The organism is Chitinophagales bacterium, from assembly GCA_040877935.1.
Classification (GTDB): Bacteria; Bacteroidota; Bacteroidia; order Chitinophagales; family CAIOSU01; genus JBBDNB01.
Genome location: JBBDNB010000008.1, coordinates 31105 through 53362 on the forward strand (window position 1 = coordinate 31105; position 22258 = coordinate 53362).

Here is a 22258-nt window from a genome sequence, read left to right on the forward strand (position 1 = left end):
TAAATTACATTTCATGTCTTGTTAGTTTATACAAACTTAGTTTACCATTATTTCTTCCAACAATAATCAGAGGCTTTTCTCCATCAGTATCAACATCAATTATTGCCCTACAATCTCCATCCGCCCACAAACCAGTTTCAGCAGGTAATAATTCATTAAAATCTCCATTTCCATCGCCTTTCAATATCAAGCCTTTTTGAGCTGTGTATTGTCCTCTTTCGACCTCGCTGTGATAGAAATTTCCAACTACTGCAATATCCTGATTTCCATCCTTATCAAAATCAAGTACAAGCATGTCCATAATAGGAGCTACCTGTGCCCATACGGGCAAGATTTTAACATCAAACTTTCCATCACCTGAATTTTGCAAATAAATTGAAGCTGTAGTGTGTGCTTTTAAATGATAAGCGCTTTCTAAATTTTCCATACCAAACACATCATATACTGATGCCTTACCAAAATCTGAATATCGATAGTATTTTTTGGACAGTCCGTTTATTTTCTTTTTTAATGGCCCTAACTGCTTAGTAGGATATAGGACACTATCTTCATAATAGCATGCTGTTATTACATCAAGAGAACCATTATCATCAAGATCACCAGCAAATATCTCCAGCGGATAGGAAGCTGAAGCTTTATACCGCGTGTTTAAGCCAAGATTACCGATAACATAATCCGGCTTCCCGTCATTGTTAAAATCACCAGTTTCTATGCTGTTCCAAAAACCACTTAAGGTATCCACTGGGAAAATTTCCCTGGTTTTATTTACTAGTTTTCCATTTACATATTGAAAAAACTGAGGAGACATATATTCTCCAACTACTATCAAATCATCATTTTCATCTCCATTAAAATCAGTCCAAATGGCATCTGTTATCATTCCAATATTTTTCAATCCTACTGCAAGTTTATCTGTATGATCCCTGAACGCTCCATCTTCATATACAAACAGGTAGCTCTCCGGTGGCAACGGGTACTCCCATGCCTTAACCCTCCCCCCTACAAAAACAAAGGTTTGATTATCGATTTTTCCGGGACGCACAACTGAAGCACTAGTATTAATCTGTGGCAGGATATATTTCTGAAATTTACCTTTTCCTTTATTGAGATAATAACGGTGGTTATAAAAATCATCTCCATGCGCCTTCTCATTGCCCCCAGAGGCCACATAAATATCATTCATGCCATCGCCATTGATATCAAAAATAGCTATACCTGCATCTTCTTTCCACTTTTCACCTGCCAGTGTTGTGGTATCATTTCTAAAAACACCAGAACTAATTTGATAATAAATTTCAGTGGGATATCCTGCTGCTCCACCAATTATAATATCTTCCAAGTCATTCCCACTAATATCTCCCTTAGCCATATAGGGACCAAAACGCGAGTACAATTGAGGCAACAGTAGGTTTTGCTCAAAATCTAAATAATCATTTTCTCTATGTTGATAATCTATAAGACCAGGAATTTCTGCAATTTGAAATGGGGAATTCGGCTTATTTTCGGCTGGTTTTGCTCTTAGCTCGTCTTCTAAATAATTCACTTCAAGTAGTTGATTTGCATGAATCGTTTTCAATTTCGTTTGTTTCCCATTTGACCAGGTAACTATCAAGGAATCAACTTTTTCAACCTCATCTAGGCCAAAATGTAAAAAATGCTCAGAGCTTGAATAAAATCCTCTGCAAGGATTGAGTTCCTGAAGTTGCATTTCATCATTGTAGTAAATTTTCACTTTGCTGTGCAATATTGAAAATTTATTGCCCGCATCTAATTTAACCCGCAAATAATTAGTTGTAGTGTCATTAAGCTCCCTCGAATTGTTCTTTAAAATGACACTATATTGTTTGGAATTATTAAAAATCAATTCCAAATCCCCGTCATTATCCAGATCTGCATAGGCAGCTCCCCTGGTGTTCAAAGGTTTATTTTTAAACCATTGCCGGCTCACATCAGTAAAATCCAAATCACCCTTGTTGCTAAAAAAGAAATTGGTAAAATAGTCAGCAGTGATTGTATCTCCTAAAATCAATTCAAATACATTGAAATTTTCATCTCTGGTTATAGAGTCAAAATAAAGCGGAGTGTCATGCTCAAGGAATTTCTGAATATAATATCCATTGCTCACAAATATATCCTTGTGCTTATTGTTGTTAAAATCAGCCAGCAATACAGACCAGCTCCATTCAGTGGCATCCGCATCAATCATCTCTGATATTTCTGAAAATTGCTTTTCCCCATGATTGACATACAACATATTTTTTACGGTCTGATTTTTTATTAAAGTTGAAATATTGCCATAACTCCAGTCAAATAACTTTTCATATTTGACCGTCTTGTCACGATAATATGTATAGGGTCTCATATCCGTTACGAAATAATCTAAGAGTCCATCATTATTAATATCTGCTCCATCTACACCCATTGAGAAGAAAGAAGTGTTTTCAAACAGAATTTCATTTTCAAAATTATTTCCTTCATTGTTTATAAATGAGAGGTCTGGAGGATCAAAATCATTTGTCACAAATAAATCCACCCAATCATTATTATTAAAATCTGAGCAAAACAATGACCATGAAGTTTGAACTACACTTCCTTTATTTAACCCAAGCTCTTTAGCGCGAGAATAAAATCCACCATTTTCAGATTGAAGGAAAATTTTAACCGGGGGTATACTGTCCACAGTCATATCATCTTCAATTTTAAACAGCATGGTATTTTCTTCATTAAAATCAACATCCCATGTTGAAATGGCTATATCTGTCAATCCATTTTTGTCAAAATCAGCCAGGCCTATACCACTAACAGCATCTTTAAAGTCTATTTTATAAGCATCGTCTTTTTCAAACTTAAAATTCCCTTTATTTATAAATATCTGAAAATTAGATTCTATTTTTTCCAAAGTCACACTTTCGTCTTCTGTAAAGTTTACATATGAAGATTGACTTGAAGCATCTCTCCTTCCAATTAACAAGTCCAATTTCCCATCGTTATTGATATCCCATATTACAACTGAGGTAGCCCCTCTGAAAGGGGGGATTCCAGATAAACCAAAACGATTTTCAAATTTTAGATCCCCCAGGTTTTCATATAAACCGTGAAGAGAATCACCTACAAGAAAAATATCCTGCAAACCATTGCCATTTAAATCACCGACAGCTACTCCTCCTCCCTCTAAACCAGCATGAGGTAATTTTCCAAATTTGTGGTAAATCCCAGATTCTTGAGGGGATAGTGCTTCAAAAAGATATTTTATTTCACCCTCATTATTCTCCTTATCATTACATCCAACAAAAAAACAATAAAACAAGACAATGCTGAATAGAAAATACGACCTCATAATTCAAGCTTTTTAATAATGTGATTCCCAATTTCATTTCCCTGGGTATTGCCTTGTTGAATAGCGGTCATATAATGAATCCCCCCATAATATCTACTTAAAGAAACCTCCCAGGCTGCATCAGAAAATGAATCAAAACTTCTTGTGCCCAAGCCTATTTTGTAGTGAGTAGAATCTGTAAATGTATATTCATCACCAAGAAAATGTTCTAATATACTTGCGCAGGCAGCACTACACGAACTGTGTGCACTGGTATGTTCTGGAAACGGAGGTGTTACAAGCAATGGCATCCATTTGGGGTCAATATGTTGCTGAATATAGGTTACCGGTCGAATCAGGTTGTAGTGATACTTATCATACCATGAAACTAAATTGGCATCAAAAAAAGCAATAGATGCAGCCGCATATATTTGAATGGTTTTTGCAAAACTTAGTTGTTCTTTTCTTGACACCTGGCCAATAATACTCATCCAATGAGAAGTAGGATTAATATGCCTTCTGGGAACAGGCATATGTCCTTTGAAATTGTTTAGATCTGGATTATCGTCCCAAAACCACGCTATTTTAGTTTGTTCTTCTTTTAAATTAATTGAGGAATCATAAACAGCCCTGGCAAGATTATAAAATTCAGAAGCACTGTCTTCGCTAAAATTAATAGTAAAAGCTTGTGAAAACATTGGAAGTGAGTCAATAGTTAATGCTCTCAGCTTCCCCCAATGAGGCTCTAATGCTGACCTGTATTCCGGGGGAGTCGGCACCCATGAGCCTGGTACTTCAGAATTGATATAATAGGGCATGCCTTTAGTTTGTTTATAATGGTCATCTTCTGCCCATTTGATTATTACATTAGCTATTTTTTCACCATAATCAGAACTGTTTTTCAAAATTCCGGAAGCATATAAATCCTGAAAATACAAATATTGATTTTCATATAAATCATGATACAAGTCTTCCCTGTAATTCAATTTCAACATTACTTTATAGTATGCTGTAATTGCAGCCCAGTTATAATTTATTTTATTCTCTGGAGCAGGTATAGAATCTAACCCGGTAATCTTTCCTGAAAAAGGAGTCAGAGAATCAGCTGCATGAGCCATCACTTCATAAGCAGCAATATTTGGATACAAATAAATTCGGGTTGCCAATACAGGGTTTATTCCATCGGTTTTCATTGTTTGAATAGTAAGATCATTCCAACTTATGAAATAATCATTTGGGATTATTTTAGTCTTTTCATTGCAACCAAAACTTAACCAAACAAACAATGGTATAATTATTTTTTTTATTAAAATCATCAATTTTTTCTTTTAGATAAACCTCAAAAGTTAAAGGGATTAAAGGCTTATTACTCATTGTACTAAATAACTGCCATGAAATTATACTTTTATCTCTAAACTTAAAATGGAAAAATTCACAAAAACTAAATGATTCTTCCTGCAATAATTTAGCATAGAGCCAAATTATCACTGAAAGGGACAATTATTTCATGCCGATTAATCTATTTCGATGCTTAGTGAGATTTTAATTAAAAGTTCTTTAATTTACTCCTTAAACTCAATCTAAATAGATAGGAAATCTTAAAATAGTAACGAGATTTGTTGTCTAATCAAGTATAAATAGGAAAATGAGAATCGGAATTATAGGTGCAGGTTGGTTTGGTTGTCATATAGCATACGTACTTAAACAAAAAGGCCACCACATAAAACTATTTGAAAAAAACGATAGGATTTTTTCTAGTGCATCAGGAAACAATACTGGCAGGCTTCATAGGGGATTTCATTATCCCAGATGTCAAGAAACCATGAATCAAACAAAGTTGGGTTTTTTGGAGTTTGAAAAAAGATATAAAGACTTTCTGTACAAAGTAGATAAAAATATATATGGAGTTTCAAAAGATGGTTCATACATGAGTTGGGATTCATATAAAAATGTTCTAAAAAAATCCGGATTACAATTTGTTGAAAAATCACCTGACGAATTAGGGCTTAGAAATCTCAGCGGTGCCTTAATTTGCGATGAATACTTTATAGATTTTTCTAAGTCTATAAATTTTTTCAATGAACGCATTAGAGATGAAATAACATTTAATCATAAAGTTAAATCTATTTCCGAAAAAGGGAATGTAATATCAATAGATAATAAATATGATTTTGACTATGTAATTGACTGCACTTATGGTGCTTTTACACAAATGATTGGTTTTGAGGTGCAGTATGAACTTGTTCAACTGCCAATATTTATTGATACAACTAAAAAACAAAACATTTCTTATGTAATAATGGACGGTGAATTTCAAACACTTTCTCCATTAAAAACAAACAATAAATCAAATGTTTTCTCTCTCTATGATGTGAAATACTCAAGACTCCACATCAGCGATAACTTTAAAGAAATCCAAAATGAATTTAGCAAGATAAATAGTACAGGGAAAGATTTTAAAGTGGAAAATTCATCCGAAATAATAGATAAAGCGGAATATTATAATCCTGGGTTTTCTGAAAAATTCAGACTTGAAAATGCTGTTTTATCTACAAGAGCAATTATAAATGATTTGAATGCAAATAGAACCTGTAAGATTGAATATGATGGGAGATTAATAAAAGTATTTTCCGGAAAGATTAATACCATATTCGAAGCAGAGAATAGATTGTTGGACTTTTTGTCATAATGGAATTATTAATATGGTAAGAATAGGGATTATTGGCCCAGGTAGAAATGATAATGGATATGGCATTGGCACTTTTATAATTCGGGAGATTCTAAATAATTCAAATGCCCTGCTTACGGCTATTGGAGGAACCACAATCCAAAGCATTAAAAAGAGCATCCAGGAAATTGAAAATAAATATTCAAAAATACCGGTAGGCACGGAGCTGTATCCACTTGAAATAATTGATCGGTTTTTCAGCTCTGAAAATATAGATATGGTCGTCATAGCAAGTCCTACACCTACTCACCTGAATTATATTGAACTTTCCATTCAAAACAATAAGCATGTATTTTGTGAAAAACCACTATTTAGTTTTGATAATATCATTGATGAAAAATTGAATTATTTGCAGAGTTTATATAAAATGGCTGAAAAAAAAGGACTTATTCTTTCGGTTAATTGTCAAAGAGCTTATATTCCTGTATTTCTTGCAGAAAACAAGTTACTTCCTGAATTAAAATCAGAGCTTGAAATAGTTTTTTCAATTGGTGCTAAGACCGGCTTGTTGCCCCCTAAAGAATTATTTGAACTTTGTATTTCTCATCTATCAAGTATTTTAATAAAATTCAACCTGAATAATCAGAGCAAATACTCAATTTCGAATATTGATTTCAGTAAGGATAATGATCATATCCAGTGTGTTTTGTCTTTCAGTTATTTAAATCAAAAAGACAAACTCATTAATGGAAAAATGAGAATTGAGCAAAGTAAAAATGTTGAACTGGCAAGTGTTAAAATAAGAACTGATAATAGTTTTGAAGCTATTGTTTCAGGCGTGAAAATTGGAGCAGATTTCAAAACAAGTTATAAAGTAAATAATAATCCGGAAATTTATTCTCGTGATTTACTGTCTGTCAGCATCGATAAAATGGTTGACGCACTATCAACGCCATCAAACGCTCCACTTTTAACAAATAATGAAAGTTATTGCCTGAGTGCTATTGACTCTATGTTTTGGCAATCTGGGGTTAGTAAATTGTCCTCAAAGAACGAAATGGAATAATTAGCTCGCTAAGCGTTTATTTTCTTTCACCACCGATTTACTTTTAGACATTTTTAGTTTTTGCAGTGTTTGTGATATTACTAATTCTGATCTTGATTCATGTTTACTGGTCACTAAATTTTTAATTAAATTGTAAAATCTTTGTGGCCTGAACAAGAAATTAGAGGAGTAAAAAGCAAGGTACATAATCACAGTATAAAATTTAATCGCATTGGAACTGATTTTATTATTGTACACTTTTCCAGGCCATAAATCATGTGAATTGATTATTTCCATAATATACTCATCGCTGTAAAGATCAATTTCGCCATCACTTACAAGCCTGTCATATAAAGCAGATCCCGGATAAGGTGAAAAAACTGCAGGGTACATATCATTAGCTCCATACCAGCTTGATTTGACTAAGAATGAAATGGTTTTCAAAATATCTATATGGGTTTCATCAGGGAACCCAACCATAATATTGAGTTTGATATTCATCCCTACATCTTTTGAAAATCTTATAGATTCAAGTAAGTGTTCAAGTTTTACTTTCTTTTTAATATCAGACAAAACAATATCTGAACCGGATTCTGGTGCATAAGTAATATTTTTACAACCAGATTTGTAAAGTTTTTCTGCCACTTCGAAATCTATAGCTTCCGTACGTGTTCCCGCTGGCATTTGATAACATATTTTCAGGTTTCTACGCATAATTTCATCGCACATTTCTATGATCCAGTATTTTTTAATTACTGCAGTAAGATCATAGAAATCGAAGTTTACAACATTGTATTTACTGTTCAGGAACTCCATCTCATCTACAAAATCCATCACACTTCTTAAACTGTATTTACGTCCCCACATCTGAGGATTGGAACAAAAAGTACATTCATAAGGACAGCCTCTGGATGCCATGATAGGCAATGAGTTTCCTCTATAAACTCCATAGGTTATCTTATTCTCAAAATATTTTTGCAATGGAAATAAATCCCAAGCAGGCCAGGGAATATCATTGATTTGCTGAACTCTTTTAATTTTTCTACTTGTATTATTTACTTGAACTGAAGTGTTTTTCTTAAAGGCAATTCTCGATATTTCATCAACCGGTTTATTGTTTTCAATACAATGAATTAACTCTACGATTGTAGCCTCACCTTCGCCCATAACGATGTAGTCAAGTTCAGGAGCGGTGTCAAAACAATATTCAGGTACAGCTGTAACATGTTCTCCTCCAGCTATTATTACAGAATCAGGGAATTTTTTTCTGGCTTCATCAACCAGTTCTCTATCAAAGTACCAATTGTTGGTAAACATAAAGCTAAAGCATATAATTTCAGTCCCTTCATCAATCTGTTTGATTGTGTTTTCTTTGTTGAGGCCAAATATATAGGTGCCAAATTTAAATTTTTCTACCTGATCATAGCCTTCTATTGCTGCATCAAGTGCTTGAATTTCATGTCCTTCTTCTCTTAATACTGCTGCAATATATGCTGGTCCCAAAGGGGCGACAGGCATATGAGAAAAAGCAACTTCTTTATGTAAAACTGATGGACGAACAATACAAATTTTCATACATGTTATATTTAAACAAAACAACAAATCAATTTGCTATTTCTAGCTTAAGATTCAAATTAACAATATATTTTCTAAAATCCAATGCTCTATTGAGTACTTTAATTTAAACCAATAGATGTATTTTTTTTAGGAGTAAAAAAATATCCTGTTGCAGAATCCTCTTCAAATCTATAAGGAACCATATCTTTAGTTTCACTTAATAGTTCATTTACTTTTGCTGCTAAGTACCTATTAAAATCAGGAGAATAATGCACTATATCAATAATGGCAGGTTTCTCATATTCAATCAACAATTCACTAAAATCAACAAAGCCCACATCAGATTCTAATATTTTATTATAAATATAGCGATGATTTTTTTCAACCAGTGTTTCATTCTCCATCCATCCCTGAACTGTTTTAGAGAAATATTTTCTATTATAGTTAATATAAGCATTGGGTTGTAGAATTTGTATGATTTCAACTCCATACAAGTCTGCAATTGATTTTCTTATTCTGGCATTTTCAATAAATCTGTTTACAATAATATCATTGTATTCAGTTGTGCTTTCAACATTTAGCAAATCATACTCCTCATCAGTTTTAAAAAAATCAACTTCATCATTAATTGGCTTGCCATTAATTAATTTTATTGCAGGAAGTAATGAGAAAAATTTGGGGAAATCAGCCAATTTTAAACCACTATAATTAAATCTGTTAAATATCTTACTGGAAAATTCTGACCCATCATGTGTGGATCCAAAGCTTGTACCATCCATAAAAATGACAAGACTTGGTCGATGACCAAGTTTAAGCAAATGGATGAATTGGTTGGTTTCCTGAGTGGGACTAAATGAAGCCACACCGTAGTTCGTTACATTATAACAGGCATTTTCATCTTTATTTTCATTAAGTATTCGATAAAGAAAAGACGGCCATGTATGCTGGTCTTCCAGTAAAACTCCTAATGTAGTGCTTGCGCCAATACAAAACACTTTATAAGTGTTTTTACAGCTAAGTTCTTTTCCACTTGACCTTGTATTGAAATCATTCTTATTGTGATTTATGTTGTACCATTCAAAATGAATTGGGGCTTGTTGATACTCAGTAACCGGGTGAAATTCAAATTCATTATTGCCTAACTTCAAATACTGCATATACTCATCCAACATAGAATCTACTGTTGAAGTATCTACTCTAATGCCCAATTTTTTGTTAGTGTATGCATTATAGCAGAGCAGTTTGTTTATGATATTGTCCTTGTTATTATTTGCTGATTTATTGTAATTGAGCAGTAACAAACTTATGAGGTTTATTAAAATAAATATTATAATAGCAGATAATAATGTAATTGATATGTAGGTGTACATACCTTTTAATTTGCGCATCATTTATTGTGGTATAAATTTGACCTATTGAAAAACAAAACAATTGGTTTTATAAGATTTACATGAATCAACTGCTCAATTTTAGATTCTTGTTTGTTTTTTAAAACATTATAAATTGTAGTAAAAAATCTATTAGGCCTGAACAAATAGTTAGACCCATAGAACAAAATCAAGAATATAAATATATAAGCCCTTATAGAAAAAGCGCTTATATTGTTACTATATACCTTTTTTGGCACCACATCATAAGAATCAATTATGCTATAAAGAAAATCATCATTTTTTAAATTCAACTTTCCTTCCTCAATCAAACGATCAAATAATTCAGATCCAGGATATGGTGAAAAAATTGCCGGTGCTGCGTCATTAGCACCATACCAGGTTGACTTAATTAAAAACCAAAATGAAATCCAAATATCCTTATGGGTATCATCTGGAAAACCCATTATCATATTGAGTTTAATATTTAACCCTGCCTGGTTTGAGTATTTAATAGATTCGAGCATTTTCTTAGTCTTAACTTTTTTCTTGACCTCTTTTAATACCTTATCAGAACCGGATTCGGGAGCATAAGTAATATTTTTACACCCTGATTTATACAATAAATCAGCTACCTCAAAATCTATTGCTTCTGCCCGGGTACCTGATGGTAGCTGGTATGTGATTTTTAAATCTCGTTTGATGATTTCATTGCACATTTCAACAATCCAACTTTTAACTATAATAGCAGTGAGGTCATACAAATCGAAATTATCTACTTTATATGTGTTGTATAGATGTTCAATTTCGTCAACAAAGTCTTTGGGAGAACGCATTTGGTATTTTCTTCCCCACATCAAGGGACTGGAACAAAATGTGCAATCATAAGGGCAACCTCTTGTTGCCATAATAGGTAAGGTCCTGCCCCTGTGAACCCCATATGTCATTTCATTTTCAAAATATTCTTCAACAGGAAACAAGTGCCAGGCTGGCCAGGGGATTTTTTCTATATCTTTTATTCTCTTTTTCCCTTTTGAATAATTTATTCCTTCATTGTTCCTATAGACTATACCTGGAACCTCACTGAAGCTGTTACTTTCTTTTAAACTGTTACATAATTCAACTACAGCACTTTCACCTTCTCCAAGCACAATGAAATCCAATGGAGCTTGTTCCATACAGTATTGCGGTGCTGCAGTGGCATGTTCTCCTCCTGCTATCAATATAGCATTGGGATATCTTTCCTTTATATAGCCAACCAATTCTCGATCATACAGCCAATTATTGGTAAACATAAAACTAAAACAAATGACCTCGGTATCTGCATGAATCAGATCAGATATATCGTTTTTATTTAACCCAAATAAGTATATATTGTCTTTGTATTTCTCAACGCTATTAATACCAGTTGCTGAAGCATCAATAACATACACTTCATTTCCAGATTTTTTTAAAGCAGCTGCAATATATGCTAAGCCAAGAGGGGGGGTTGCATACCTGGCAAAGGAAACTCCCTTATGTAGAACTGGTGGTTTTATTAGACAAATTTTCATTAGCTTAACGCAAATTTTTCTCTATCAATTTTTTATTCAAAGGATATAGTGAATGTAACTAAAAAGAAGAGAACTATTACACCGCATGATTTTATTTCGTTAGTATAAACCAATAATTTATTAGTATATGCCTGGCAAAAAGGTTAATCGCTTGCTTTTAATCGCTAGCATTATTTCATTAATATACATTGCTGCAATCAATTATTTTTTCGGTACCTATTTCGACACCTATGAATCTTTCATAAATTCAATTGTGCTTCAGGAATGTGCTGCACCAATTACCAATAATTTTTTTGTGCCACAATGGTTTGGTGTATTCCCTTTAATTTCGGATTTAAGTTCTGCTTTTCCTCAAGCACATATTTATGCCCTGCTGTACACAATTATAAATACTTTGATATTAGGAGTGTTGATTTTTGTGTTTATGATCATCTATAATAAAAATAAAAATTTAGTTTTCACGTCTTTGGCGGGTCTCTTTTCAGTAGTAACATTTACTTGCTGTATAGTATATGTAAATAACCACAGGGCTGCTTATTTTTCTATTTTTGCTGCACTTCTTTTATTGTACCTTATACGTTATCACAACATCCCCCGATATTATTTAGGCTTATCTATATTACTGCTTGGTATTGGTATTGTATCAAGATTAGAAATTGCTGTTATAACATTATTAATAGCCTCAGTTTTTGTGTTTTTATTTAATAGAAAATTATTTAAAACAACGACTATTTTATTGTTGACATCCATCTCTTTATATTCTTATTATTTAATTTATCAATCATCGAATCATCCTGATCATAAACTAATCTTAAAGGCAGAACATGAATTTTTTGACCGGATGAGTATTAAAGCGGAGAAAAATGATTCCTCCTATTACAAGTTACAAGCTATGAACTGGTTCATAAGGGATGATGAAGTTTACGACATTGATGACTATCAAATATTGATGGAGGAAAGATCTCTTATTGAATATTTTAAGAGTAGTGATTTTAGATCCATTTATGTTGGGAAATTTGATGATCTATTGTATGATTTAGAAAAGTACCAATGGTTAGTTTTTTTGACACTATACATTACATCTCATATCGTTATTGTCAACCTATTTGGCAAAAACAAGCAGAGGTCAATAGCATATAAAACTTTATTATTTGCAGGCTTTTTGTTAACGCTCCCTGTATTATTTAATGTTTACCTTGTTTTTCCATATTCTGTAGCTATTTCTATATGCGTGTCAATGTGCGTATTATATTTCATATATATTGCAGAAAAAAATGACAGTTCGGTACACGGAAAAATTAACCTATCATTCATATTTGTTTTTTTTATATTATCATCTATATTTTATTATAAAGAAGTGGCTGGTTTTGAAGCGGATAATTTTAAAAAGGCATTTTCAGTAAGGAAGATTAAAGAGAATTTTGCAAATTCACCTGAAAATAAGACAATAGTATTTGCCCATGGCTTTGATTTTACAAATTATCCTTCAAAACTGTTCTCTGATTTACACGCACCAAAAATCAAGCATTACAACTTAGATTTTTATCTGTTTCATGTTTTTGATTTTTATAAAAAACACAATAGACCATTTTTTGGAGAGGATTTACCATACCTTTCTGAAAGAATAAGTAAATGCGCAAATGATTCTAGCATTGTTTTTATATCACAAGATGGATACAATCAGTTTCTTAAAGAATACCTGAAGAATATTCATGATATGGATATAGAATTCAGGCATATTAATACTGGAATAAAAGAATACGCACTTAAACCATTTTATGTTAAGTGCAGCAATTGTTAGGAGCTTTACCTAAATATGTAGAAGCTGATCATTTCTTTTAAAGTATTGATTATTGCTGATGGCTTAGAAACTGTTGCAATTCCGGTTAATCTCATTTTTTGATCGACTTCGACTTCTTCGATTTTAAAACCGAGTTTATTTGCTTTTACCAACACTTCAGATAGCATAAAAAGCCCTTTGGAATTTATTTCAATAGAATTGAAAATATCTCTTTTATATAAATGAATCCAATTGTAGTCTTTTAATTTAATTGAGAATAACCAGGAAATTAAAAAGTGATAAATTTTAGAGTTAAGCAGCATTGACCTTGTATAGCCTTTTCTTTCTTTTCTGTAGCTTATAATAATGTCTGCAAAATCAATATTGCTGCTAAAAAAAGTATGACAAGTATCCTTGTCCAACGGACTATCTGCTGGAATACAAATTATATATTCATTTGTAGAATTTTCTATACCTAGTTTAACAGCGCTACCAAACCCTTCATTTTCTTTGTTTATAATTTTAAAATCAGGGTTAAGAGCATAATTTGTATTAATAATCTCTAAAGATTTATCGGTACTGCCATCATTAACAATTATATATTCTACTTTGTCAAAGTATAAATTTGCATTTTTAATTGTTTCTGAAATGCAATCAATAATAATATCTTCTTCATTAAATACCGGAGTTATTATAGATAGAGAACTTTTTCGCATTAATTTCTAAGGATTTTTGGATTTTATTTAAAACAGAAACAACTTTTAAAGCATTTTGGGCATTTGTTATTGGAATTGTTTTGTTTACGATTGAACTAATAAAATGATTAAACTCAATTATTAAAGGCTCCTCGTAATTGATATTAGGTATATGTATATCTCCATCTTTCATTGAAAGCTGAAAACTACCAAAATCTCCATTAAATTTTTGATAAGATTCACCGGTTTCAAAGATTTTAAGTTTTGAATTAGTATCTACATCATTAAAAATAATCATCTTTTTATCACCAACAATTTTTATGGTTCTTTCTTTTGAGGCTTCAAGCCATGATGCATGAATGTTAACAATTAACTTGTTGTTGTATTTCATATTAACAAACACTAAATCTTCTATGCCTTCACTAAAGAAACACATTCCGGTAGCATTTATCTGTTTAGGCTGATCATCTAATAAATAATTTAAAATCGATACATCGTGTGTTATTAAATCATATACAACATTCACATCTGTTCTTACCGGCCCAAGACTAGCTCTTACCATTGTTATGTACAGTATCTCTCCTAATTCTTTATTTTCTATTATTGTTTTAATCTTATTAACAACTGGGTTGAATTCAAAAATCTGCCCAACCATAAGGGTAACGTTATTCTTCCGGGCAATGTCATCAAGTGTAGATACCTCTGATGCTTCAGTGGCCAAGGGCTTTTCACAAAAAACATGAATTTTCTTTTCTAAAAAGAATTTAGAAATATTAAAATGGGTGTTTGTAGGTGAACAAATTATTACCGCATCTAAATCGTAGTTTAAAGTTTTTTTGTAATCTTTTTCGAATGGAATTTGATCGTGAATTTGAAAGAAAATATCGTTGGATTGATTTTCATCTATATCACATATCACAAATAGTTTTGCACTACTTGAATTTAAAATTACCCTTGCAAAATTTCTGCCCCAATAGCCAAAACCAATTAAGCCAATTTTCAACATAAATATTCAGTGTATTATATTCTAATAATTATTTTAACCCATTTACCTTAAATCAATTTGAAAAATCTCAAAATCACTGCCGGCAATAGAGTTGTTGCTCACAGAGGGTTTCATGCATTCATGCTTATTTTTTTTACTACTGATAGGTGTGAATGAAACTTCAATATCATAAATCACTTTCATGAATTGTTCTAAAATCTCAACTCTATTTGTATTCCCTATGTATAAAACCTGATTATCGGCAGCCCAATTTAAAAATAATACAGGGTTTTCTGCTTTGCAATTACAAATTGTGGACAAATATCGCACATAAGAAGGCACTATTGAATATGTACTTAAATCGTACATTAGATATGTATTCTTTGTGTAATTCTTATTCTTAATACTTGGCGGTTTGTCAAATAGGTGATATGCTTCTAAAGATACTAAGAGATATCGGTTTTGAAAGTTTTCTTCAATTTTGTGCATAGTAGATTTGTAGCAATCTATGGCTTCAGCTACTGAACTGTAATTTTCTATATAGTTCTTAATTGTGTATCCAAATGCGGGCACAATTAGTATTATTGATAAAACAGCAGTTATAAGTGTATGCTTGCTATTTTTTATCTCTGACCTGAATAAATAGAACAAACAGATTAATAAAGTAAATATTTGAAAACACAAAAAATGTCTTAAGTAAATTTCTGCTTTATAATCTATTATAGAAAGCAGTAAGAAATTGAAAACATTAAATAATACAATAGAAGTGAAAGTTTTCAATCTATTGTCAGAGATTAGAGATAATACAATTAATATTATTAAAACAGCAGGGATAAATAAATAATACTTGTAAAACCCATAAATATTAGTAAACGATCTAATTAGCTTATCTAATTTGAAATTATATTCAGGAGTAGCTATTTTATCTCTTATAAAATCAGCACTCAGGGTTTCTGAATCAATAAACATTCCCCTGGTAGCCATTCTATATTTAACGGAATCAACCTTGTTTTCCATTTCACTTATTGGAACAACCCTTCCCGTTGATAATATATACTCAATATTTGGTTCTATTTTTTTCTCAAATCTATCCGTGTGGTTCCAGTCAATTATAAAAACTGTCGCTACCAATAAAATTATGAAAGTGGGTATAAATGAGCGCTTAATTAAACGCTTAAAAGAAGTAAAATAAATAAAGTGCCCGACACTGATTAATAGAAGCATTCCAATTGCTGCTTCCGGTCTAAAACACATGCCTGATATGAATATAATAGTGTAAACGGATGCTTGCTTAAATGTAATTTTTGGACTGAAGAAAAATCCAAACATAGATACACCACACAATAGAAGTGCTGTCCTTGTATATGTTAATGATATAAAAGACTCCATGAATATTAATGAAATCAAAATTTGTGTCCATATTAACAAAACATAGCCCTGGTGTTTGTCAAATATTACTTTTTTGACTAAAATTAATGCAACAAATAAACTTAACCAGCAGAATAACACATAACTTATTACTAACCAGTTAATTGCCGGAAATATATTGAATAAAAATTTTAAAGGTTCGTTAATTCCAACTAAGAAAAGGTAATGCCAATCTATTATAGAGTAATTACTAAATTGTAATGAAGCCGCATTGTAAATTAACGAATCATAAGAATCATCAAAGGTGATCGGAAAAAAAATCAAGCAAACTAATACTGTTAAAATACTGATTGTAAGTTCTGCTAAATAATATCTTTTAGTGAATGTAAAGTCTTGTTTCATTCTGAATCTATTACCTTTTCAACAATGAAATTAGGTCTTTTTCGAACACTTTCATGAACCCTACTAATATACTCTCCTATTATTAAGAGCATTAGACTAATTAAAACAGATAAAAAAGGAATTTCTAATTTTTCTAAGTCGTACCCAGGGGTAATCATCACTATCAATAATTTTACAAATAAATATATTACTAATAGCACAAACGAAAACCTAATTGTCCAGAGTGGTATATTACCAAAAGAAAAGAATGTATCCACAAACAATTTAGCTTTTGCAAAAAACTTCCACTGCGACTTCCCATATTTTCGTTCCTCCCTATTGTATGGAATATTAACATATGGATATCCTAACCAGGAAATTAAATAAACATTATTGGTATTTTTTTCAGAAATCGCTACAATTTCTTCTCTTATTTTTGAATCAAATAATACAAGGTCAAAGCCACCTTTAGGGATATCTTTAATAGCAAAGTGTTTAACCATTATATGATATAAATTTGAAAATATACTATTATCAGCCCTTTCTGAACGATTAGCTATAACAAGTTTGTATCCATTTAAATAATGCTCAAACATTGATGGTATTAACTCTGGGGGGTCTTGAAGGTCTGCATGTAAATAAACATTACAATCACCTTGCGCATAGATCATACCTGCTAAAAATGAATTGTACGAACCAAAATTCCGGGTAAGTTTAATAATCTTTATTTGATTAGGGTATTTAGCCTTTATTTCCTGTTGAATTGTATAGGTATCATCTTCAGATTTATCATCCACAAACACATATTCGATAGTATGAGCATTAAAGACTTGATTTTCTTCAATTTTTTTAAGTCGATTTATCAGTTCCCACAAGCTTTCTGCATTATTATAGCAAGGTATGATTATTGAAATATTCATTTTTACTTATTTAGAAAGCGCGTTTTATCTTTTATGGTAGATAACTCATGGTAGAGCTTTTCAGCAAAACACAAAAGAATACTATCCTTATGTAGTGTGATTTCTATCCAATGATTTTGCGGTATAAATAATGCCTGAGCAGTTAAATTAAAAACAAATTTTTCACCTTCATTATTTAATAATAAAACTTTTGCTTGTCCTTTTATAATACTGATAACTTGCGATTGATTTTTATGTGCATGAAATCCTCTTTGGCTTTCGTTTTCAGCAGTTTTTATTGTATAAATTCTCTTGGGTACAAAAGGGCATAAATCTACTAAATTAAATACATCAATATTGACCTGATCTTCGGACAAACTAATTTGATCGAACTCAATTAAACTTGGATTTTTGCGCATTTATTTAGTTTGGGATAATTTAAAATTGTTTTTACACAAATTAATAATTGCTAAATTTGGAATCATGGCTTAATTCCAAATGTGAAATTAGCGTAAAATACTAAAAGTATTGAGTTTAGAACGCTGATCGATCCGACTGCCCCTACCCTTTTATTACTTATAAACCTGAGTCCGGAAATTATTTACTACTATTATCGTCCTTATTCAATTCAATACTAAGGTTTTCTGATAGTTTTTCATTTGATAAAACTAAATTAAATCCAAACGCAAATGGAATAAAAGCAGGATTAAATGGGCAGGTAAACTTTGCATTAGCAACCGTAGCTATATCTTTCAGATATAAAATTTCAGAAGGATTTACAGGAATTGAATCATTTTCACTTCCCCAAACATTAAAATTGTTTTCTCCACTCGATAAAGTTTTGCCACCATTAATTTTTATGTTTTCTTCAGATTCGCTTTTGGTTATGAATAAAGGTGCTTTAAGCTGGTTAATATTTACACCTGAATCAGGAACACTTATCACAACCTGATCTAATGGTGATTTCCTGTGAATATATCTGATTAACATGTTTTTATTCATCACATACAACTCATTTGAGATAAAAGGTATAAAATCATCCATCTCTTTTATTGGTGAATCGGGTATATAATTATTTACTAAGCCTAATAATTTTTCTCCGTAAACTTGCCCATTCACGTCATTAAATTTTCCTTTTAAATCTAGTTGTTTAATTTGCATAACTAATAAATTTATGGAATCATACACTACAGCACCTCTTTTTTCTTCCAGATTTAAAAAATAGCCCCTTTCTTCCCAGAAAATTTCACAACCAGGACATAATACGAATTCTCCCGATATTTTCATTTTTTGTTCGCTATGAAACACAGGACTGTACATTACTGTATTTGACTTTTGCTTTAAATTAATTTTGTATTTTTCTATAATGTCTCCTCTTTCAGGAACATCATATTTTTCACTCCACCATTGATGATGATCATATTTTTCAATCAATGAAGTATCAGCAACAATATCTTCAAATGAAGCATAGCCATTAGGTGAGTTTTTATATTTATTAATAAACGCAGGCTTCTTCGGGTCAACATCAACCATGACCCAGGCATCATTAATTTTAACCTCTATAAAACTGTTGTGATCTAAAGCTACTTCTCTGAAATCATCATAATCAAAATACGGTGTTCGAACCAACAGCTCAATAAAACCTTTATAAAAATCATTGGAATTTTTAGAAGGCTGCCCCCATATCATGCCCATCAACGAATATTTTAAGGCATAGAGCTGTTCATTTTCATCTTCAAGGAAAAGATGTCGATCATTATTAAAAAAAACAGATTTGAATAAGCTTCCTGCCTTTTTAATAAGTTTTATTTGAATGTCTGCTTTTTCGGCTTCTTTATTTAAACCCTCTAGTAAATAAGCAATTAGAGTCGAATCATTTCTAAATGCATTTTTTAAATCAGGTATATTTGGCTGAACATAGAATGCTACTGGCTTATCCCCTGCATTTGTAATGCTCGTAGTAAAATGAAATTTTTTGGATTTAGAATCAAATTTATGCCCGGGTACTTTTAACTGGGCTGAAATATTTGAGCAAAGAATAAAAATCAAAATACTTGTAATTGAAAATTTCATCTGTTTAAAATTTATTTTTAGTGGTTAGATGCCTGCCTGACCGAACAGGCGGAGAACTCACAATACCAAAAAATTTTAATCATGCTCATGTGTGTCAAAATTTTTTGGCATGTTCGTTTCATGTAGTAAGAGTTTAACCTGTAATGTTTAGCTGACAATAGTAGTTTTTATATTTTACCAATTATACCATATTGCCAGTATTTATTCAAAAATAAATTGAGTTTATTATTTAAAATAGCTGAAGAATAAGTAAAATACAGTTTGGAATTTCAACTATTAAAAACACTTGTTGTTATTAAAATTCAAAATAAGAAAAAATTCTTACAAAATTAGTCATTGGCAGCTTCCTAAGATGTTTGAAAAATCATCATCAAAATGCTATTATTGACAAAACAAAGCTGAATTGTTCGCTTTTATATTTACAATATAAATTAATCCTACCATGAAATTAGTAGACCTTGTTATTTTCCTATGTTTATTGACCTTCAATGAAAACATACTTGCACAAGTAGAGGTTTCCGGTCATAAGTTCGATTCCAGCACTAACAAATTTCATTTTACTACCAATATAAAAAACTCAAGTTCAGAACCTATATCATTTTATATTAAACCTAATGTGCCAAAATTAAACACAGCCCTTAGAAATGATTCTACACTATTAAACTACTTACTTGAAGGCATTAATAAAAAAAGTGATGAAGCATCCATTAAAATCCACTTGATAAAACAAGCCGGACAACTTTTTAAGTCTATACATTTCAAAAATGACATGGACTTGTTCTCTGGAGAAACTGATTATTTGTACAGTTTGAAATACTCATTAATGGGCATGCTATGGGGACAATATGTTAAAAGCTCTAAAGATTTTTTCAGGGGCTTTGCGGAATTGCTCATGAAAACCGGTTATTTCAAAGTAGAGGACTTTAGAGAACTATCTACAAATTATCATTCATTTGGAGAAGTAAAGGTTAATGATTCATGGATAATGGTTGACATTGATCCAAAAATGCCCGGCTTTATCCATGAATACAGAAAATCTCCTAATGGATTTGCCTCTTATGAAGCCATAGTAAAGGACACTTCTATTGTTCAGAAATACAATATCAATCCTTGGTGGGACAAAAAAGAGATTATCCCTGTAAGTGGGGATATACTTGAAGGTTATAAAAGGAATATGAAAAAATCAGCAAGCACTTTAGCGGTATCTTTATATTCCCCCCTTTCTAAACCAAAAGAAATATCAGGTGAATTCGTATTATGCGCTGGATGCGAGATTAATTGGGAACAATCCGGTTATGTACTGGATTTAAGAAAAAATGAAGCTAAAGTATTTTTCGATTCATTGCACTTAATGAGAGAACAATTAACCAGACTTTCATTAGACGGGGAGATTTCCGAATCAAAAGGCATGTCTTTTGCTAAAAAATTCATCTACGGTGTAAATGATTTTTTCCCTGACGAACCGGTAGATTTGCATATGAAATATTTTTACGACTTCCTGAATAACAAATTGTTTGTTAGGTATCATGAGCATTTTGAAAGATTCATCTACCGCAACTCTCCGCTGGATACATTGGATTTAATTATCCCGGAATCCGGATTTGAAAGCGGAGCATTAAAAGCCCCACTCTTTGTCACGAATTGTAGCAGCAAAAATGGATTCATATTTGGGGGTAAGCAAATCAGTGGTAATACAGTGTTTAATGTATGGTTAGATGAGAATAATGCCGATTCAAATAATGTAAGCCCAGATAATATTTTTTATTTGCAAAACTGTTCATCTAACGGGGGTGGTAAAATTACAACTGCTTTTAACCCATCATTTATACCCTTTGCCCTGGGTTTTGAATTAGTACTTAAAAATCCTGAAAATGCTGGGGCTATTATTGTAAAAACCGAAAGTAATTAACTGCAAACATCAATAAATTAAAGTACAAAATATAAGTACTTAAATGTTTAAATCAAAAAAGTGTGTTATAAAGCTGGTTTGCTCTTTATCTTCAGTTTGTTGTTAGCTTGTGCATTGAGTATAACATTTCTTCATGACAATAAGCTATTGCGTATAATTGCTCCTGAAAAATTTAAATATGAGCCTGATATACGAACTAAATCTACGAAAGCATTATTCGAAAGCTTACTTCTAAAAGATACAGAGCTTTTTAGTAATTTAATATTAGATAAAAAAAAGTTACAGCAATCACTTAAGTCTCAAATTCATCAATCAAATAAAAATTGCAATAATTATTGGTCAGCATTAGAAAATAAAATAAACATAACAAATAGCGATAGTGCACTTATGCTTACTGTTAAACAGATTTTTAATTTATCAGCCCCGCTCCACAAAATCAGTCCTATTGATTCAATTTATTCTATAGCTGTCTTTTATCCGGCTAATCATCCTAAATCAATTCACATAAATGAAATAGATTCATTTAGTGCTCAATTCTTACTACGCAGGCATAAATCCGGTTCTAATAAAGTTAAAATCGATGAAATAAACAACGTAAATAATTTTTTACATTACATATGTAGTAACAACTCTACACAAACATCAATGTAAAACACTTATCA

General features: G+C 31.6%; 16 protein-coding genes. 5 read left to right on the top strand and 11 right to left on the bottom strand.

Annotated features, from left to right (window positions below; genetic code table 11):
- Positions 1-4: 4 nt before the first annotated feature.
- A complete protein-coding gene (locus WD048_01795) occupies positions 5-3337 on the bottom strand; it encodes a VCBS repeat-containing protein (protein ID MEX0810918.1) in 3333 nt (1110 codons plus the stop codon).
- On the bottom strand, positions 3334-4632 hold the full coding sequence (locus WD048_01800; protein ID MEX0810919.1) for a vanadium-dependent haloperoxidase: 1299 nt from the start codon (positions 4630-4632) through the stop codon (positions 3334-3336). The genes WD048_01795 and WD048_01800 overlap by 4 nt, the downstream gene beginning before the upstream one ends.
- Before the next feature lie 329 nt (positions 4633-4961).
- On the opposite strand from WD048_01800, the gene WD048_01805 reads away from it, so the two are divergent.
- Positions 4962-6005, top strand: a complete 1044-nt coding sequence (locus tag WD048_01805) for an FAD-dependent oxidoreductase (protein MEX0810920.1) — start codon at positions 4962-4964, stop codon at positions 6003-6005.
- 13 nt (positions 6006-6018) lie between these two features.
- The gene (locus WD048_01810; protein ID MEX0810921.1) at positions 6019-7050 is read left to right on the top strand and encodes a Gfo/Idh/MocA family oxidoreductase; all 1032 of its coding nucleotides are present in this window, start codon (positions 6019-6021) and stop codon (positions 7048-7050) included.
- On the opposite strand, the gene WD048_01815 is transcribed toward WD048_01810, so the two are convergent.
- From WD048_01815 to WD048_01825, 3 genes are all read right to left on the bottom strand, one after another.
- Positions 7051-8604, bottom strand: coding sequence for a cobalamin-dependent protein (locus WD048_01815; protein MEX0810922.1), 1554 nt, complete (start codon positions 8602-8604; stop codon positions 7051-7053).
- 101 nt (positions 8605-8705) lie between these two features.
- The gene (locus tag WD048_01820) at positions 8706-9794 is read right to left on the bottom strand and encodes a hypothetical protein (protein ID MEX0810923.1); all 1089 of its coding nucleotides are present in this window, start codon (positions 9792-9794) and stop codon (positions 8706-8708) included.
- A gap of 179 nt (positions 9795-9973) precedes the next feature.
- Complete coding sequence (locus WD048_01825) at positions 9974-11506, bottom strand: cobalamin-dependent protein (GenBank protein MEX0810924.1); 1533 nt, start codon at positions 11504-11506, stop codon at positions 9974-9976.
- Positions 11507-11633: 127 nt separating this feature from the next.
- Here WD048_01825 and WD048_01830 point away from each other — a divergent pair, with 127 nt between their 5' ends.
- Positions 11634-13307, top strand: coding sequence for a hypothetical protein (locus tag WD048_01830; GenBank protein ID MEX0810925.1), 1674 nt, complete (start codon positions 11634-11636; stop codon positions 13305-13307).
- A gap of 5 nt (positions 13308-13312) precedes the next feature.
- Here the strand turns inward: WD048_01830 and WD048_01835 are convergent, their stop codons facing one another.
- The 6 genes from WD048_01835 to WD048_01860 all read right to left on the bottom strand — a co-directional run bounded on the left by WD048_01835 (position 13313) and on the right by WD048_01860 (position 19687).
- Positions 13313-14002: a glycosyltransferase family 2 protein gene (locus WD048_01835; protein ID MEX0810926.1), complete on the bottom strand. Its 690-nt coding sequence runs from the start codon at positions 14000-14002 to the stop codon at positions 13313-13315.
- Positions 13962-14987 (bottom strand): Gfo/Idh/MocA family oxidoreductase, encoded by a 1026-nt coding sequence (locus WD048_01840; protein ID MEX0810927.1) that lies wholly within the window; start codon positions 14985-14987, stop codon positions 13962-13964. The genes WD048_01835 and WD048_01840 overlap by 41 nt, the downstream gene beginning before the upstream one ends.
- A gap of 42 nt (positions 14988-15029) precedes the next feature.
- Entirely contained in the window at positions 15030-16736 is a 1707-nt protein-coding gene (locus WD048_01845) for a hypothetical protein (GenBank protein ID MEX0810928.1), read from the bottom strand.
- Positions 16733-17635: a glycosyltransferase family 2 protein gene (locus WD048_01850; protein MEX0810929.1), complete on the bottom strand. Its 903-nt coding sequence runs from the start codon at positions 17633-17635 to the stop codon at positions 16733-16735. Before WD048_01850 ends, WD048_01845 begins: the two co-directional genes overlap by 4 nt.
- Positions 17636-17637: 2 nt before the next feature.
- On the bottom strand, positions 17638-18033 hold the full coding sequence (locus tag WD048_01855) for a WxcM-like domain-containing protein (GenBank protein MEX0810930.1): 396 nt from the start codon (positions 18031-18033) through the stop codon (positions 17638-17640).
- A 178-nt stretch (positions 18034-18211) separates the two neighbouring features.
- On the bottom strand, positions 18212-19687 hold the full coding sequence (locus WD048_01860) for a hypothetical protein (protein ID MEX0810931.1): 1476 nt from the start codon (positions 19685-19687) through the stop codon (positions 18212-18214).
- Positions 19688-20129: 442 nt separating this feature from the next.
- On the opposite strand from WD048_01860, the gene WD048_01865 reads away from it, so the two are divergent.
- Complete coding sequence (locus WD048_01865; GenBank protein ID MEX0810932.1) at positions 20130-21596, top strand: hypothetical protein; 1467 nt, start codon at positions 20130-20132, stop codon at positions 21594-21596.
- A 60-nt stretch (positions 21597-21656) separates the two neighbouring features.
- Positions 21657-22247, top strand: a complete 591-nt coding sequence (locus WD048_01870) for a hypothetical protein (GenBank protein MEX0810933.1) — start codon at positions 21657-21659, stop codon at positions 22245-22247.
- Positions 22248-22258 lie beyond the last annotated feature (11 nt).

Bases quoted from the DNA above. Each gene is read 5' to 3' on its own strand.
- WD048_01860 (MEX0810931.1), bottom strand. From the start codon at position 19,687: ATGAAATTTTCAATTACAAGTATTTTGATTTTTATTCTTTGCTCAAAT.
- WD048_01840 (MEX0810927.1), bottom strand. From the start codon at position 14,987: ATGTTGAAAATTGGCTTAATTGGTTTTGGCTATTGGGGCAGAAATTTT.
- WD048_01850 (MEX0810929.1), bottom strand. From the start codon at position 17,635: ATGAATATTTCAATAATCATACCTTGCTATAATAATGCAGAAAGCTTG.
- WD048_01805 (MEX0810920.1), top strand. From the start codon at position 4,962: ATGAGAATCGGAATTATAGGTGCAGGTTGGTTTGGTTGTCATATAGCA.
- WD048_01815 (MEX0810922.1), bottom strand. From the start codon at position 8,604: ATGAAAATTTGTATTGTTCGTCCATCAGTTTTACATAAAGAAGTTGCT.
- WD048_01800 (MEX0810919.1), bottom strand. From the start codon at position 4,632: ATGATTTTAATAAAAAAAATAATTATACCATTGTTTGTTTGGTTAAGT.
- WD048_01855 (MEX0810930.1), bottom strand. From the start codon at position 18,033: ATGCGCAAAAATCCAAGTTTAATTGAGTTCGATCAAATTAGTTTGTCC.
- WD048_01845 (MEX0810928.1), bottom strand. From the start codon at position 16,736: ATGAAACAAGACTTTACATTCACTAAAAGATATTATTTAGCAGAACTT.
- WD048_01830 (MEX0810925.1), top strand. From the start codon at position 11,634: ATGCCTGGCAAAAAGGTTAATCGCTTGCTTTTAATCGCTAGCATTATT.
- WD048_01865 (MEX0810932.1), top strand. From the start codon at position 20,130: ATGAAATTAGTAGACCTTGTTATTTTCCTATGTTTATTGACCTTCAAT.
- WD048_01825 (MEX0810924.1), bottom strand. From the start codon at position 11,506: ATGAAAATTTGTCTAATAAAACCACCAGTTCTACATAAGGGAGTTTCC.
- WD048_01835 (MEX0810926.1), bottom strand. From the start codon at position 14,002: ATGCGAAAAAGTTCTCTATCTATAATAACTCCGGTATTTAATGAAGAA.
- WD048_01810 (MEX0810921.1), top strand. From the start codon at position 6,019: ATGGTAAGAATAGGGATTATTGGCCCAGGTAGAAATGATAATGGATAT.
- WD048_01795 (MEX0810918.1), bottom strand. From the start codon at position 3,337: ATGAGGTCGTATTTTCTATTCAGCATTGTCTTGTTTTATTGTTTTTTT.